The sequence below is a fragment of the Nonomuraea sp. NPDC050643 genome (genome assembly GCF_040654715.1).
GTDB lineage: Bacteria > Actinomycetota > Actinomycetes > Streptosporangiales > Streptosporangiaceae > Nonomuraea.
Genome location: NZ_JBFAIM010000003.1, coordinates 1 through 14669 on the forward strand (window position 1 = coordinate 1; position 14669 = coordinate 14669).

At 69.6% G+C, this 14669-nt stretch carries 16 protein-coding genes; 9 read left to right on the forward strand and 7 right to left on the reverse strand.

What is annotated here, in order from left to right; genetic code table 11:
* The coding region (locus AB0I15_RS04195; protein ID WP_358089852.1) for an AAA family ATPase at window positions 1-543 on the forward strand (543 nt) is incomplete at its 5' end.
* A gap of 565 nt (window positions 544-1108) precedes the next feature.
* Window positions 1109-2047 carry a TIM barrel protein gene (locus AB0I15_RS04200; RefSeq protein WP_358089854.1) on the forward strand — a complete coding sequence of 313 codons (939 nt, stop codon included), beginning with the start codon at window positions 1109-1111 and terminating at the stop codon, window positions 2045-2047.
* 417 nt (window positions 2048-2464) lie between these two features.
* Here AB0I15_RS04200 and AB0I15_RS04205 read toward each other — a convergent pair whose 3' ends face one another.
* Complete coding sequence (locus tag AB0I15_RS04205; protein ID WP_358089856.1) at window positions 2465-2935, reverse strand: MarR family winged helix-turn-helix transcriptional regulator; 471 nt, start codon at window positions 2933-2935, stop codon at window positions 2465-2467.
* 114 nt (window positions 2936-3049) lie between these two features.
* On the opposite strand from AB0I15_RS04205, the gene AB0I15_RS04210 reads away from it, so the two are divergent.
* Complete coding sequence (locus AB0I15_RS04210; RefSeq protein WP_358089859.1) at window positions 3050-3373, forward strand: cupin; 324 nt, start codon at window positions 3050-3052, stop codon at window positions 3371-3373.
* Between the two features lie 12 nt (window positions 3374-3385).
* Complete coding sequence (locus tag AB0I15_RS04215; RefSeq protein ID WP_358089861.1) at window positions 3386-3802, forward strand: cupin; 417 nt, start codon at window positions 3386-3388, stop codon at window positions 3800-3802.
* Between the two features lie 540 nt (window positions 3803-4342).
* On the opposite strand, the gene AB0I15_RS04220 is transcribed toward AB0I15_RS04215, so the two are convergent.
* Window positions 4343-5218 (reverse strand): A/G-specific adenine glycosylase, encoded by an 876-nt coding sequence (locus AB0I15_RS04220; RefSeq protein WP_358089864.1) that lies wholly within the window; start codon window positions 5216-5218, stop codon window positions 4343-4345.
* Window positions 5219-5296: 78 nt separating this feature from the next.
* Between AB0I15_RS04220 and AB0I15_RS04225 the strand changes: the two genes are divergently transcribed.
* Window positions 5297-5971, forward strand: coding sequence for a hypothetical protein (locus AB0I15_RS04225; protein ID WP_358089867.1), 675 nt, complete (start codon window positions 5297-5299; stop codon window positions 5969-5971).
* Between the two features lie 16 nt (window positions 5972-5987).
* Here AB0I15_RS04225 and disA read toward each other — a convergent pair whose 3' ends face one another.
* The 5 genes from disA to AB0I15_RS04250 form a co-directional block, all read right to left on the reverse strand.
* Window positions 5988-7064, reverse strand: coding sequence for a DNA integrity scanning diadenylate cyclase DisA (gene disA / locus AB0I15_RS04230; protein ID WP_358089870.1), 1077 nt, complete (start codon window positions 7062-7064; stop codon window positions 5988-5990).
* Window positions 7065-7105: 41 nt separating this feature from the next.
* Window positions 7106-8512: a DNA repair protein RadA gene (gene radA / locus AB0I15_RS04235; RefSeq protein ID WP_358089873.1), complete on the reverse strand. Its 1407-nt coding sequence runs from the start codon at window positions 8510-8512 to the stop codon at window positions 7106-7108.
* 204 nt (window positions 8513-8716) lie between these two features.
* A complete protein-coding gene (gene trxA, locus AB0I15_RS04240) occupies window positions 8717-9022 on the reverse strand; it encodes a thioredoxin (RefSeq protein WP_358089876.1) in 306 nt (101 codons plus the stop codon).
* Between the two features lie 2 nt (window positions 9023-9024).
* Window positions 9025-9393, reverse strand: a complete 369-nt coding sequence (locus AB0I15_RS04245; RefSeq protein ID WP_358089879.1) for a MerR family transcriptional regulator — start codon at window positions 9391-9393, stop codon at window positions 9025-9027.
* Window positions 9394-9434: 41 nt separating this feature from the next.
* The gene (locus AB0I15_RS04250; protein ID WP_358089882.1) at window positions 9435-10133 is read right to left on the reverse strand and encodes a class I SAM-dependent methyltransferase; all 699 of its coding nucleotides are present in this window, start codon (window positions 10131-10133) and stop codon (window positions 9435-9437) included.
* Between the two features lie 115 nt (window positions 10134-10248).
* Here AB0I15_RS04250 and AB0I15_RS04255 point away from each other — a divergent pair, with 115 nt between their 5' ends.
* The 4 genes from AB0I15_RS04255 to AB0I15_RS04270 all read left to right on the forward strand — a co-directional run bounded on the left by AB0I15_RS04255 (window position 10249) and on the right by AB0I15_RS04270 (window position 14658).
* Window positions 10249-11058, forward strand: a complete 810-nt coding sequence (locus AB0I15_RS04255) for a sugar phosphate isomerase/epimerase (protein WP_358089885.1) — start codon at window positions 10249-10251, stop codon at window positions 11056-11058.
* The gene (locus AB0I15_RS04260; protein ID WP_358089888.1) at window positions 11055-11828 is read left to right on the forward strand and encodes a class I SAM-dependent methyltransferase; all 774 of its coding nucleotides are present in this window, start codon (window positions 11055-11057) and stop codon (window positions 11826-11828) included. The genes AB0I15_RS04255 and AB0I15_RS04260 overlap by 4 nt, the downstream gene beginning before the upstream one ends.
* Window positions 11825-12415: a TetR family transcriptional regulator gene (locus tag AB0I15_RS04265; RefSeq protein WP_358089891.1), complete on the forward strand. Its 591-nt coding sequence runs from the start codon at window positions 11825-11827 to the stop codon at window positions 12413-12415. The genes AB0I15_RS04260 and AB0I15_RS04265 overlap by 4 nt, the downstream gene beginning before the upstream one ends.
* A gap of 137 nt (window positions 12416-12552) precedes the next feature.
* Entirely contained in the window at window positions 12553-14658 is a 2106-nt protein-coding gene (locus tag AB0I15_RS04270; protein ID WP_358089893.1) for a (Fe-S)-binding protein, read from the forward strand.
* The last annotated feature ends 11 nt before the right edge of the window (window positions 14659-14669 follow it).

The window sequence follows — 14669 nt, forward strand, 5'->3', positions numbered from 1 at the left end:
AAGAACACGGTCATCATCATGACCACCAACCTGGGCACGCGAGACATCTCCAAGGGCATCGGGGTGGGGTTCGCCAAGTCCAACGATGCCGATTCCAACTACGACCGGATGAAGTCGAAGGTGCAGGAGGAGCTCAAGCAGCACTTCCGGCCGGAGTTCCTGAACCGGGTCGATGACATCGTGGTGTTCCATCAGTTGACGCCGAACGAGATCATCAAGATCGTGGATCTGATGCTGGCGCAGGTGGATGCCCGGTTGAAGGATCGGGACATGGGCCTGGACGTGTCGCCCGAGGCCAAGCAGTTGCTGGCGGATCGGGGTTACGACCCGGTGATGGGTGCTCGGCCGTTGCGCCGGACGATCCAGCGTGAGCTGGAGGATTCGCTGTCGGAGAAGATCCTTTACGGTGAGCTCCGGCCCGGCCAGGTGGTGAAGGTGGCCATCGAAGGCGAAGGCGACAACGCCGTATTCACCTTCAAGGGTGAGTCGTCCTCGACGGTTCCCGACTCGGCCGCCGCGATCGCCGCGCCGATCCAGAACTGACGGCGCCCCCGGCGCCTCTGGTTCGCTGGAAAGCCCCCGTGTGACTTCGGTCACGCGGGGGCTTTCCGCATGTTCGGAGGTCGTTCTTGGGCGTTCGGCCGTCCGGCCGGGGCGGCCCGGTGTAGCGTGAGCGCGGCTCATCATCCCGGACAGGCGTTACGACGCCCGGGGGTGGCTCGGGGTGCCGGGACGGGGTCTGGGGCCGGTGGCGGGCGTTCAGGGCCTCAGCGGGGCTGATGTGACGGGGGTCACTTCCAGCGCGGGCGTTTGACCCGAGAGGCTCACTTTCTGGACGCGGTGATGTGAGAAAGATGTCGTCGTTGCGTAATTGTTGGGCGCTCGGGTATACCGCCACCGCGAGTAGTACTACACTGCGTAGAGCTTCGCCAAGTCTCATCCAAGTGAGCCACAAGGGCGTGCTCCTAAGTTGAAGGCTGCTCCCACGGGAGTAGCCAGGAATCAACTCAGGGCGGACGCGCGCGCCACCCGTTAGCAGGCATGCTCACATGGTTCGCACGTCCGAGGCGGGCGACGGAACACACACAGCAAGCCGTGGAGGAAACCGATGCGCCTGCGTCACATTGACGGAACGCTCGTTCACCTCGCCTACAACGCAGGCGTCCACCCCGCTGAAGACCTGGAGAACCTTATTGCCCATCTGACCCGTTACGCGGTCCCGGTGCGCAAGAGGCTGGGTGTGGAGCGGATGGGGATCGGGCTGTGGCTGTCGCCGAGCGTCGCCGATCACCTCACCGCCGACCGCATCGAGCTCGTACGGCTGCGCCGCTCCCTGGAGGAGCGCGGTCTCGAGGTGGTGAGCCTCAACGGAACCGGCGGGCGCAACCAGGAAGTCCCCGGGCCCGACTGGGCCAAGCCCGAGCGATACCGCTACACCATGGCGCTGGCCAAGATCCTGGCGTTCCTGCTGCCGGAGGACGTGCGGTTCGGGAGCATCTCCACGATTCCGATCGGCTGGCGGCGCGACTGGCCGGCCGACCTGCACTCGATCGCCACCCGCCGGCTCGAGCGGCTGGCGCGTGAGCTGCGCGGCATCTACAGCGTGACCGGCAAGACGATCAGGGTCGGGTTCGAGCCGTGGCCCGGGTGCGTGCTGGAGACCACCGAGCAGGCCCTCGAACGGGTGTGCGGGATCGACTCCGAGCACCTCGGCGTATGCCTGGACGCCTGCCACCTCACCTGCGGGACAGAGGAGCCGGGCGCGGCCCTCAAGGGGCTGGCCGAGGCCGGTGCGCCTGTGGTCAAGCTGGGGCATGTGCACAATCACACGGGGGAGACGCGGAGCACGGGTGCCGTGCTGCACGACACGCTGACGGCGATGTTGTCGGGGGCGGTGAGCGGGAGTGCCCACATCGAGGTCGAGACCCACAACCTGACCGTTCCTGGGCGGGCCAAGGGGCCGGGGGCGCTGGTGTCGCTGCTGGCCGAGGAGCTGGCCTGGGCTCGTACGAACCTGACCAGCCTGGGGCTCCAGCTCGCAGCCTAACAACCATCCCGCCAAAGGCCGTCCTCACTGGGCGGCCTTTGCCGGTCCTATGGGCAGCCTCCCACTCGCCCCAACGGGACGGCCTTTCGCCAGTCTCACGGGGCGGCTCCCACCGTCTTCACCGGCCCGTCTTCACCGGCCCGTCTCCCTAGCCATCGCCCCGAGTCATCTCGCTGGGCTGGTCCCCGATAGGTCGTCGGGTTGGGTTGCCTGGCTGGCGGATTCACGTTGGTCTCGCTTGCCTCTCGCTGGCCGTCCTTGCCGAGTTATGTCGCCCGGGCGTTCGGCTGGGTTGCTTGGCTGGGTGGTCTCGCGTCGGGCTCGCTGGTCGTCTTTGCTGGTCGGCTGGTTGGGCCGCTTCGTTGGGTGGCGTTGTTGTGGCTTTTGTGTCGTTGTGGGGTTGGGGTGGTTGAGGGTTCAGAGGGTGCCGAACCAGCCGGGGGTGTCCAGGCGCCAGGGGTTGGCTGGGGTCATTTTGCGGAGGTCGGACTCCAGGGCTCGTAGGCGGTCCTCGCCCAGTTCGGTGGCCCAGTGGGCGCGCAGGGTGTCGAAGATGTGGGCGGAGCGGGTGAGGGCGTCCAGGCCGTAGGGGGTCAGGCGGACGATCTTGCGGCGGGTGTCCTCGGGGTCGGCGGTGCGTTCCACGTACCCGATGCGTTCCAGGGTGTCGATGGTCTTGCCCGCGGCCTGTTTGGAGACGCCCAGCAGGCGGCCCAGCTCGACGGCCGTGGTGCCGGACGGGCCGATCGCCTGCATGACGAAGCCGTGCATGGGTCTGATGTCGGGGTGACCCTGTTTGGCGAGCTCGGCGTGAAGCTCGTCGATCAGCGTTCTGAACGCGAGCAGGAGGCGGAGTGGCAGTTCGAAGCCTGGGACGTCGCTTGACACGATAGACAACCTGGTTAACTATATAGACAACGTGGTTGCCTATGTTAAGGGGTTCGTGGCGTGACTGTCATACGTGACGCTCAGGCGCGGCGGTCGGAGACTCCGGGCGGAGTCATGACGACGTTCGCTTCGCCGACGCAGGGAGGGGCCTCGCGGTCCCTGTGGAAGGTCGAGGCCGTGCCCGGCGCCGAAGGGCCGGTGCACGACTTCGACAGCGAGCAGGTGTGGAGCTGGATCGCCGGGGCGGCGACCGTCGAGCTGGGCGGTGAGACGTTCTCCGTCGGCGCGGGGGACACCGTGGTCATGCCCGCCCGCACCGTGCGGCGGGTGCTGGCCGACCCGGCCGCCGGGTACACGGCTGTGGTCACGGCCGCCGCCGGCGCCCGCGCGCTCGCCCCTGACGGAGCCGACTACGGCACGCCGCCGTGGATCGCGTGAAAGGAGATGCCGATGACCGTCGTTCTGTCGGGCGATGCCCGTAAGACCGAGACACCCAACGGGGTCATGACCACCCTGGCCTCCCCGACGCAGGGGGCCGCTGGACAGGCCGTGTGGCGGGTCGACGCCGTGCCGGGCATGGTGGGGCCGGTGCACGCGTTCGACGCCGAGTTGCTGTGGACGTGGCTCGACGGGGCCGCCGTGGTCGAGCTGGGTGGTGAGCGGTTCGAGGTGGCGGCGGGGGACACGATGGTGTTGCCCGCGGACGTGAGCAGGCAGATGTTCGCCGATCCGGAGCGCGGGTTCGTGTCCGTCGTGGTCGCCCCGGCCGGGGCCCAGGTGTACAACCCGGACGGCGTGTCGGAGCCGGATGCCTGCGACCTGGCGCCCAAGAACACCGAGCGCCTGGTGCCGGTCTGGGCGCGTTAGACCGCGATGTACGCGGCCGGCCCACGCCAAACGAGGTGGACCCACCGAGGCTGGATCGGGTCGCCGTCCACGGGAAGGTCCGTGGCGGGGTGGAAGGGCCTGCCGTGTAAGGGTTGTGCGTTCTGTGTGCGGGTTTGGGCGTTTCGTGCACGGGGTGGGCCTGTGTGTTCGCGTCGTGCGTGGTCAGTTCACGGCGGGTGTGGGATCCGGTCCGTCAAGCGTGTGTACGGTCGGCTCGGGATCGACGCGATTGGTCCACGGCGTGCGCCATTGGTCCGCGGTGCGTGCGAGCGGTCCGCGGTGCGTGCGAGCGGTCCGCGGTGCGTGCGAGCGGTCCGCGGTGCGCGCCGTCAGCCCGCGGTGCACCCCAAGCAGCCCGCGGTGCGCCCCCAAGCAGCCCGCGCGTCATCGGCTCCCGGTGTTCGCGGAGGCCCGTGGTTCACGCTGCGGACGGGAGTGGCTCGCGATCGGCCCGGGGTCTGCGCGGTAAGAGATGCGTGGGTGGGGCCCTGTGGGTTGTCACCTGGTGGGCGTGGGTGGTCAGGTGTGGGGGAGGCGGTAGGTGCCGTCGTCGAGGGCTTCGGCGAGGCCGTCGGTGATCAGGCCGTCGAGGGCGCGTTCGCGCTGCACCGCGTCGTCCCACACCACGTCCAGAGCCGCCTTGGGGACCGGCCCGTGGGCCTCGCGCAGCACCTCCAGGAGGCGGCCGCGGCACTGGCGGTCGGTGCCCGCGTACGTCTGGCCCTTGCGGGCGGGGCCGGTGTGCGGCGGTTTGCCCGCCAGGCGCCAGGCGCACAGGTGGGCGATCGGGCAGTCGGCGCAGCGTGGGGCGCGGGCCGTGCAGACCAGGGCGCCCAGTTCCATCACGGCCACGCCCCACCGGGCGGCGCCCAGCTCGGGGAGGAGTTGCTCCGCCAGCCGCCGCTCCGCCGCCGAGGTGGCCGTCGGCGGGTATTCCTCGGCGCTGACCGCCCTGGCGAAGACCCGGCGGACGTTGGTGTCGAGGATCGCGTGGCGGCCCCCGTAGGCGAAGCTGGCGACCGCGGCGGCGGTGTATTCGCCGATGCCGGGCAGGGACAGCAGGGTCGCGTGGTCGGACGGCACCTCGCCGCCGTGCTCGTCGGTGATCGCCTTGGCGCAGGCGTGCAGGCGCAGCGCCCTGCGCGGGTAGCCGAGCCGGCCCCAGTGGCGTACGGCCTCGCCGGGTGGTTCGGCGGCCAGGGCCTTGGGGGTGGGCCAGCGTTCCATCCAGTCGTGCCAGATGGGCAGGACGCGGACGACGGGGGTCTGCTGGAGCATGATCTCGCTGACCAGCACGCCCCAGGGGGTCGCGTCGTCGGCGCGCCACGGGAGGTCCCGGGCGTTGTCCTCGTACCAGTGCAGAACGGGGGTGCGTAGGAGGTTCGGCTCAACCACGCGGTCAAGCGTATTGGGAGATGGCCAAGTTCGGCGTGTCGTCACTCGCAGTCGTCGCCCGATTACCATCCTTGCTGTATGGATCCGGATTCGATGCGTGGCGACGGCCCCGACGTCTACTGGCGGCGCCGAATGAGCGTGCTGGTGGCGGTGCTCGTCGTGGTTGCCGTGGTGGCGTGGGCATGCTCGAGCGGGGGCAGCGGTCCCGGACGCACGTCCAGCGCGCAGTCCACGCCGAGCGTCACGCCCGCCGCCGATCCGCTGCTGGCGGGCCTCCGTACGCTCGCCATGGGGACGGCCAGCCCGTCGCCCACCCAGGCCACCCCGAAGGCGTCGCCCAGCGCGCGGCCCAGGCGGCCGGGGGAGATGTGCACCGAGCAGGACCTGGTGCTCAGCCTCCAGGGCGGCAAGGAGCAGATCTACGCGGGCGACAGCCGGCCCGGCTTCATGGTCACGCTGGTGAACACGGGGCCGGTGATGTGCAAGGCCGACGTGGGGCCGCGCGCCATGGAGGTGCGCATCACCTCGGGCGCGGACCGCATCTGGTCCACGGCAGACTGCGTGAGCGGCGCGGGCACGGACGTCCAGGAGTTGCAGCGGGGGGTGCCGTACGTGCGGGCGCTGGAATGGGACCGGCGCCGGTCGAGCTCCGACTGCCGCGCCACCCCGGCGACGGCCCTGCCGGGCACATATGTGGCCACGGTGCGCATGGGCAGGATGCGGAGCGCCAAGGGGGTCTTCCACCTGCGGTAGCGCTGGGGAACCCGGGTCAGACGTAGCGTTCGAGGATGGAGGACTCGGCGAGCCGGGACAGCCCCTCACGGACGCTGCGGGCCCGGGACTCCCCGACGCCGCCGACCGCCTGCAGGTCGTCGATGTTGGCCGCCAGGAGCTTCTGCAGGCTGCCGAAGTGGTTGACCAGGCGGTCGACCACCGTGGCCGGGAGGCGGGGGACCTTGGCCAGCAGGCGGAAGCCCCGCGGGCTGACCGGGCTGTCGAGCATGTCGGCGCCGTTGTGGCCGAGGACGTGGGAGACCACCGACAGGTCGAGCAGCTCGCTGCCCGACAGCTTGTCGAGGTCGTGCATGGCCTCGATGAGGCGCTTCTGGCGGCGGCCCGCGGGCGCGGGGAGGTAGTCGCGGATGACCAGCTCCCGCTCGGAGTCGACGCCGGCCACCAGCTCATCGAGCTGGAGTGACAGCAGGCGGCCGTCAGTGCCGAGCTCGACCACGTAGCCCTTGATCTCGTCGGAGATGCGGCGGACCATCTCCAGCCGCTGCGCCACGGCCGAGACGTCTCTGACCGTGACCAGGTCTTCGATCTCGAGGGCGGACAGGGTGCCCGAGACCTCGTCGAGGCGGTGTTTGTAGCGTTCGAGCGTGGCCAGGGCCTGGTTGGCCTTGGACAGGATGGCCGCCGACTCCTCAAGGACGTAGCGGATGCCGTCGAGGTAGAGGGCGATGATGCGCATCGACTTGCTGATGGCGATGATGGGCAGGCCCGTCTGCCTGGCGACGCGCTGGGCGGTGCGGTGGCGGGTGCCGGACTCGTCGGTCGGGATGGACGGGTCGGGCACGAGGTGCACGGCGGCACGGACGATCTTGTGGTCGCCGCTCACCACGATGGCGCCGTCCATCTTGGCCAGCTCGCGGAGCCTGGTGGCCGAGAAGTCGACGTCGAGCTCGAAACCGCCGCTGCAGACCTCTTCGACGGCCCTGTTGTAACCGAGCACGATCAACCCGCCGGTCTGCCCGCGCAGGATTCGCTCCAGGCCGTCGCGCAGAGGTGTGCCCGGCGCTACAGCGGCCAAGGCGTCGCGACGGCGGTCGTCAAGACTCCTATCCACCTGACCCCCGTGTCGATCGGTCACGCCCAGCTTAGCCGCGCTTATGTGACGTGTGTGAGAGCGTCCCAGACGTTCTCCGCCTGGATCACCTCGAAGCCGGGCGCGAACGCCACCGGCCCCACCGGCACCAGAGCCTGCTGCCCGTTACGCCGCCGGGTCCCCTCTTCGAGCGACCCGGTAGGGACGAGCGCGCGCTTGAACCCCAGCCTGGACGCCTCCGTCAGCCGTCTGCGCACGTCCTTGACCGGCCGCAACTCCCCGGCCAGGCCGACCTCGCCGAGCGCCACCAGACCGGCGGGCAGCGGCTTGTCGCCGGCGGCGCTGGCGACGGCCAGCATGACCGACAGGTCGACGGCCGGGTCGGCCAGCTTGATGCCGCCGACCGTCGCGGTGAACACGTCGCACCCGCCGAGCCGGGCGTTGAGCCTGCGCTCCAGGACCGCGAGGACCATCTGCACGCGGAAGGGGTCGAGGCCCGAGGAGGTGCGCCGGGGCTGCTGGGCTTCGGTGCGGGCCACCAGAGCCTGCACCTCGGCGGGGAGCGGGCGGGTGCCCTCGACCGTGACCGTGACGCAGGTGCCGGGCACCGGCTCGCTGCGCCGGGAGACGAACAGCCCGCTCGGGTCGGTGATGCCCTCGATGCCGCTCTCGTGCAGGTCGAAGCAGCCGATCTCGTCGGTGGGGCCGAACCGGTTTTTGATCGCGCGGACCATGCGGAGCCTGGAGTGGCGGTCGCCCTCGAAGTTGAGCACGACGTCGACCAGGTGCTCCAGCGTGCGGGGGCCGGCGATCGAGCCCTCCTTGGTGACGTGGCCGACCAGGACGGTGGCCATGTTGCGCTCCTTGGCCAGCCGCACCAGGTTGGCCGCCACCTCCCGCACCTGCGTCACCCCGCCGGGCACGCCGGTCGCCTGGGCGGAGCCGATCGTCTGCACCGAGTCGACCACCAGCATGCTGGGCTGGACCTTCTCCACGTGGGTGACCAGGGCCGACAGGTCGGTCTCCGCGGCGAGGTAGAGCTGGTCCTGGATCGCGCCGATACGGTCGGCCCGCAGGCGCACCTGGGCCGCCGACTCCTCGCCCGTCACGTAGAGGACCGTTGTGCGCTCGGCGATGCTGGCCGCGGCCTCAAGCAGGAGCGTGGACTTGCCGATGCCCGGCTCGCCCGCCAGCAGCACGACCGCGCCGGGCACCAGGCCGCCGCCGAGCACCCGGTCGAGCTCGGACACGCCGGTCGTGCGCGCGGTCGCCATCTCGGCCTTGACCTGGCCGATCGGCAGCGCGGGCGCGCTGGTGGCGCCCGGCTGCACGACGTTGACCCCGCCGCGCGCGCCCTCCTCGTCGACCGTGCCCCACGCCTGGCACTCGCCGCACCGGCCCACCCACTTCGTGGTGCGCCAACCGCACTCGGCACAGCGGTATCCGGGCTTCTGTGCAGTCTTGGCCATGCGGAGCAGGCTAGCGGCTGGCGCCGACATTCTTCGAGATCTCCGGTACGGGATCCGCGCCGGAGCGCCCGCTCATACCGTGAGGGTGGCGTCGAGCGGCCAGGAAGGCGGGTGATCGGTGAACCCGCTCGCGGCAGAGAAACCCGGCCAGGGGCGCCGGGACGAATCGGCCGTCGATCGGGAGGATCGGGAGGATCGGGAGGATTACGACAGGCCCAGCTCGGAGACGAGCATGCGCTTGGGCTTGGCCCCCACGATCTGCTTGACGGGCTCGCCGTTCTCGAACAGCAGCATCGTCGGCACGGCCAGCACGCCGTAGCGGGCCATGATCTCGGGGTTCTCGTCGGTGTTGAGCTTGCCGATCGTCAGGCCGTGCTCGGCCTCGATCTGCTCCAGCACGGGGCCGACCATCCGGCACGGCCCGCACCACTCGGCCCAGAACTCGACCAGCACCGGCTTGTCGCTCTTGAGCACCTGCTCCTCGTAGTTGTCGGTGGTCAACGTGATCATCTTTATCCCCTTACGAAGCAACCTGGGCATGACTGGGCGAGCTGCGCGGCCACTTCGGCCCGGCGCGCGAGCAGGACGCGGATCTCCTCGTCGATCTCGGTGAGCTTGCGCTCGTAGACCTCGACCGACTCGGAGCACGAACCGCCCGTGCTGTGCCCCCGGCGCAGGCAGTCGACGAACGGGCGGGTGTCCTCCAGCGTGAAGCCGACGCTGAGCAGGGCCCGGATCTCGGACACCAGCCGGACGTCGTCCTCGGTGTACTCGCGGTAGCCGTTGGGACTCCGGCGGGCGCTGAGCAACCCGTGCTGCTCGTAGTAGCGGAGCGAGCGGGTGCTCACCCCGGTGCGTTCCGCCAGCTCACCGATGCGCATATGACCACGGTAAACGTTGACACCGACGTCAATGTCAAGCCCTAGAAGTGGCGCCAGCGCAGGACGTTCGGATAGGCCAGTTCCAGGCCGGTCGTCTCGGCGATGGCCTGCTCGGCCACCTCGGGCGTGAACTCGATGCGCAGCACCGCCTCCAGGTCCGCCCGCCGCAGGAAGGTCATCCTGAGGTCGAGCGGCCGGCGCTGCCAGCCCTGCCGGTCCCAGAACGACTCGACCTCACGCGCGTTGTAGGTCGGCACGGTACGCGAGAACCAGCGCCCGAAAGACCCCCGCGTGGCGTCGAGGTCGACGACGAAGGCCGCGCCGCCGCGGCGTACCACGCGGGACAGCTCGCGCAGCCCCGGCTCGCAGCCGGGCCCGAAGAAGTACGCCCAGCGCGCCATGGCCACGTCGACCGAGGCGTCCGCGAGCGGCAGGTTCTGGGCCGCGGCGGCGTGCACGGTCACATTGGCCAGCCCGGCGCAGCGGCGGCGGGCCAGCAGCGCCAGGTCTCCGTGCGGCTCCACACCGATCACCTGCGCCGCCTCGGCGGACAGGACCGGCAGGTGGTAGCCGGTGCCGCAGCCGATGTCCAGCACGGTGGCGTCGTCCCAGGTCCGCAGGGTGCGCATCGCCGCGTCGGCGGCGCCCTCGGGGTCGACGGCGCGGTTCTCCAGCTCGTAGACCTGAGGGGTATTCCAGATATTCGGGCTCGGGATCGCGCCTCTGGCAATGCGGGGCATGTTCCAACGGTAGGCGCACTCACACCTCGGGCCCGCACCTCGGGTGAGCCGCGCCCGGCGGGCTCACCTGAGAGGCTCGCGCGCCAGATCGGCTTCACCGGCTTAGGCTGGCAACGTGGCTGATGTCATCCGCGTGCCCAATGCGAAGATCGCATTGTCCACCGCTTCGGTATATCCGGAACGCACTCCAGACGCGTTCGAGCTCGCCGCTCGCCTGGGCTATGACGGCGTCGAAATCATGGTCGGCGCCGACCCGGTGAGCCAGGACATCGACGTGATCGAGCGGCTTTCCGAGCACTACGAAATACCCGTTCTGGCCATCCACGCGCCCTGCCTGCTCGTCACGCAGCGGGTCTGGGGGCGCGATCCCTGGGCCAAGCTGGTCAAGGCGCAGAAGGCGGCCGAGCGTCTCGGCGCCTCGACGGTCGTGGTCCATCCGCCGTTCCGCTGGCAGCGCGACTACGCGAAGGACTTCGAGTCGGGGCTGGCCAGGATGCGTGACGAGACGAATGTCACGTTCGCCGTCGAGAACATGTTCCCGCTGCGGGCCAGGGGCAACGACGTCGTGCCCTACTCGCCCGACTGGAACCCGACCGACTACGACTTCCCCCACGTCACGCTCGACCTGTCGCACACGGCCGTGTCGGGCACCGACGCCATGGAGATGGCCGTCAAGCTCGGCGACCGGCTCGCCCACCTGCACCTGGCGGACGGTCTCGGGGTGACGAACAAGGACGAGCACCTGGTGCCGGGCCGGGGCAACCAGCCGTGCGCGCCGATGCTGGAGCGCCTGGCCGGCACCGGCTACACGGGGCTCGTGGTCCTCGAGATCAACACACGCAAGGCGGCCAGCCGGACCGAGCGGATCGACGATCTGGCGGAGGGGCTGGCCTTCGCCAGGCTGCACCTGGCGGCGTCCACATGAACATGGGCCCCATCAAGGATCTCGGCAGGGTGTTCGACCGCGTGGCGGACGCTTACGACGCGGGCAGGCCGACCTATCCCGACGAGGTCTACCGCGCGCTGAGCGAGGCGTCCGGCGTCGAGCTCGAGGGTGCCACCACGGTCGACATCGGCGCGGGCACCGGCATCATGACGCGCGCCCTGAGAGCCCGCGGCTCGCAGGTCATCGCGGTCGACCCGGGTGGGGAGATGCTGGCCAAGCTGGTGGAGCGCACGGCCGACGAGGAGGGCACCCCTGTCGCGGCCGTGCTGGCCGACGGCAACGCGTTGCCGCTGGCCGACGGCGTGGCCGACCTGGTGACCTACGCGCAGTCGTGGCACTGGCTCGACCCGGTGTCCTCGATCGCCGAGGCGAGGCGGGTGCTGCGCCCCGAGGGCGCGATCGTCGGCTGCTGGAACCTCAACCACGCGGCCCAGGCCGACTGGCTGGCCGCCTATGAGGCGCGGCTGGCCGCGGAGGTCCCCAGCTACTACGGCCCGGCGGTCGAGGAGTGGTCGGTGCCGCCGATCGCCTCGGCCTTCGAGGTGATCGAGGAGCGCTGGATCCCGTGGACCCGGCTGGTCGGCATCGAAGACTTCCTGCTCGGCCTGCGCTCCCACTCCTACATGGCGGCGCTGTCGCCGAGGCGGGCCGACGAGCTCGTCGAGCGGCGGCGGGGCGAGCTGCGCGACGCGTTCCCCGAGGGCGTGCTGTCCGTGCCGATGCGGGTCTACCTGGCGGTGGGCCGGTGACCCCAGAGAGCGCCGCGCGGCGTCCGGGGCGCCGGCCGGGTTCGGCCGACACGCGCGGTGAGATCCTGGCGGCGGCGCGGCGGGTGTTCGCCGAAAAGGGCTTCGACAAGGCCACCGTGCGCGGCATCGCGCGGGAGGCCAAGGTCGATCCGGCGCTCGTGCACCACTACTTCGACACCAAAGAGGGCATGTTCGCGGCGGCCATGCGGTTGCCGGTCACCCCTCACCAGGTCATCCCGCTGCTGCTGGAGGGCCCGCGCGAGGAGATCGGGGAGCGGCTGGTCCGGTTCATCCTGCGGGCCACGAGCGCGCCGGAGACGCGCGAGCCGATGGTGGCGCTTATCCGCTCGGCGATGACCAACGAGCAGGCGGCCACGATGTTCCGGGAGTTCATCTCCAACGCGCTGCTCTACCAGGTGGCCGACCGGCTGGAGGTGCCGCACCTGCGGGTCGAGGCGGCGTTCGCGCAGATGTTCGGCATGGTCATGGCGCGCCACGTGATCAAGCTGGAGCCGATGGCGAGCGCGACCCCCGACGAGCTGGTGGAGCTGCTGGCGCCGACCGTCCAGCGCTACTTCGCTGGATAGAGCATTGTTCGGTAGATGGCGGTGACCATAGGGTATGTCGCGTACCCGAGTAAAGTTACTCGTGGGTAGGATCGCGTCAGATGCCGGCGAAGCGGGTGACCGTACGCTGACAGCCAACGTCGTCTGTGGGAGGACCCGTGCTCTGGGTAGCCATCATCGGGCTTGTCATGACCGTCCTGGCGGTCGCCGTCGCAGGCCGCAGGGCGCTGTTCCTGTTCAAGCTCGCCACCGTGGGGCCACCCGCGCCCGAGCGGATCGAATACGCCAAGACGCATGCGGGCGATGAGGTCAAGGCGCAGATCGTCGAGGTGTTCGGGCAGAAGAAGCTGCTCAAGTGGACGCCGTCGGGCGTCGCGCACTTCTTCGTCATGTGGGCCTTCTTCATCCTGCTGACCGTCTACATCGAGGCGTACGGCGCCATCGTCCAGGGGGCGATCACCGGCACGCCCGACTTCCACATCCCGCTCATCGGGACGTGGGGGGTGCTGGGCTTCCTCCAGGACTTCATCGCGGTCGCCTGTGTGCTCGGCCTGATCGCCTTCGCCGTCATCCGGGTCAAGAACTCGCCCAAGACGCTCGGGCGCAGCTCGCGCTTCTCCGGCTCGCACCTGGGCGGCGCGTGGCTCGTGCTGTTCATGATCTTCAACATCATCTGGACGCTCTTCCTCGCCCGCGGCGCCGCCGCCGCCAACGGCAACTTCCCCTACTCCTCCGGCGCGTTCGTCTCGCTCGCGCTCGGGGACGCGCTGCCGCAGAGCGCGCTGCTGGAGGAGATCGCGCTGCTCCTGCACATCGGCTTCATGCTGGTGTTCCTGGTCATCGTGGTGCACTCCAAGCACCTGCACATCTTCACGGCGCCGCTCAACGTGCTCTTCTCGCGCCGCCCCGACGGCCTCGGCGGCGCGCCGGAGATGCGGGTGGACGGCAAGCCGGTCGACTTCGAGGACGAGGACCTCGACCCCGAGCGGCTCGGCCGCGGCAAGATCGGCGACACCACGTGGAAGGGCTTCCTCGACTTCTACTCCTGTACGGAGTGCGGCCGCTGCCAGTCGCAGTGCCCGGCCTGGAACACCGACAAGCCGCTCTCGCCGAAGATGCTCATCCTCGACCAGCGTGACCACGCCTTCAAGGTGGCCCCCTACCTGATGGCCGCCGCGGGCGGCGTCGAGCACAAGGACACCGACGTGCTCGCGCTGCTGGAGAAGCCGCTCGTCGGCGAGGACGGCGTGATCCACCCCGACGTGCTGTGGTCGTGCACCAACTGCGGCGCCTGCGTCGAGCAGTGCCCGGTGGACATCGAGCACATCGACCACATCCTCGACATGCGCCGCTACCAGGTCATGGTGGAGTCGTCGTTCCCGTCCGAGGCGGGGGTGATGGTGAAGAACCTGGAGAACAAGGGCAACCCGTGGGGCATGTCCGAGATGAAGCGGGCCGACTGGATCGAGGAGCTCGACTTCGAGGTCGAGCTCGTCGAGGACAAGATGCCCGAGGACGCCGAATACCTGTTCTGGGTGGGCTGCGCGGGCGCGCTCGAAGACCGGGCCAAGAAGACCACCAAGGCCGTCGCGGAGCTGCTGCACATCGCGGGCGTGAAGTTCGCGGTGCTCGGCCCGATGGAGGCCTGCACCGGCGACCCGGCCCGCCGGCTGGGCATGGAATACCTGTTCAACATGCTCGCCCAGCAGAACATCGAGACGCTCAACGAGGCGGGCGTGAAGAAGATCGTGGCCACGTGCCCCCACTGCTTCAACACCCTCGCAAACGAGTATCCGCAGCTCGGCGGCACGTACGAGGTCGTGCACCACACCCAGTTGCTGGCGAGGCTGGTGGACGAGGGCCTGCTCACCCCGATCACGCCGATCGAGGAGAAGATCACCTACCACGACCCGTGCTTCCTCGGCCGCCACAACAAGGTCTACTCCCAGCCCCGCGACATCATGTCGAAGGTGCCGGGCGTCACCACCCAGGAGATGCACCGCCACAAGGACCGGGGCTTCTGCTGCGGCGCCGGCGGCGCGCGCATGTGGATGGAGGAGCGCATCGGCAAGCGCATCAACACCGAGCGCGTGGACGAGGCCCTGACCACCGATCCCGACACCGTCTCGACCGCCTGCCCGTTCTGCATGGTGATGCTGGGTGACGCGATCAACGAGAAGAAGAACAACGGCGAGGCGAAGGAGTCGCTGGAAGTCGTGGACGTGGCGCAGCTCTTGATCAAATCAGTCAAAAGCGCGTCCTGACCACCGAAAGT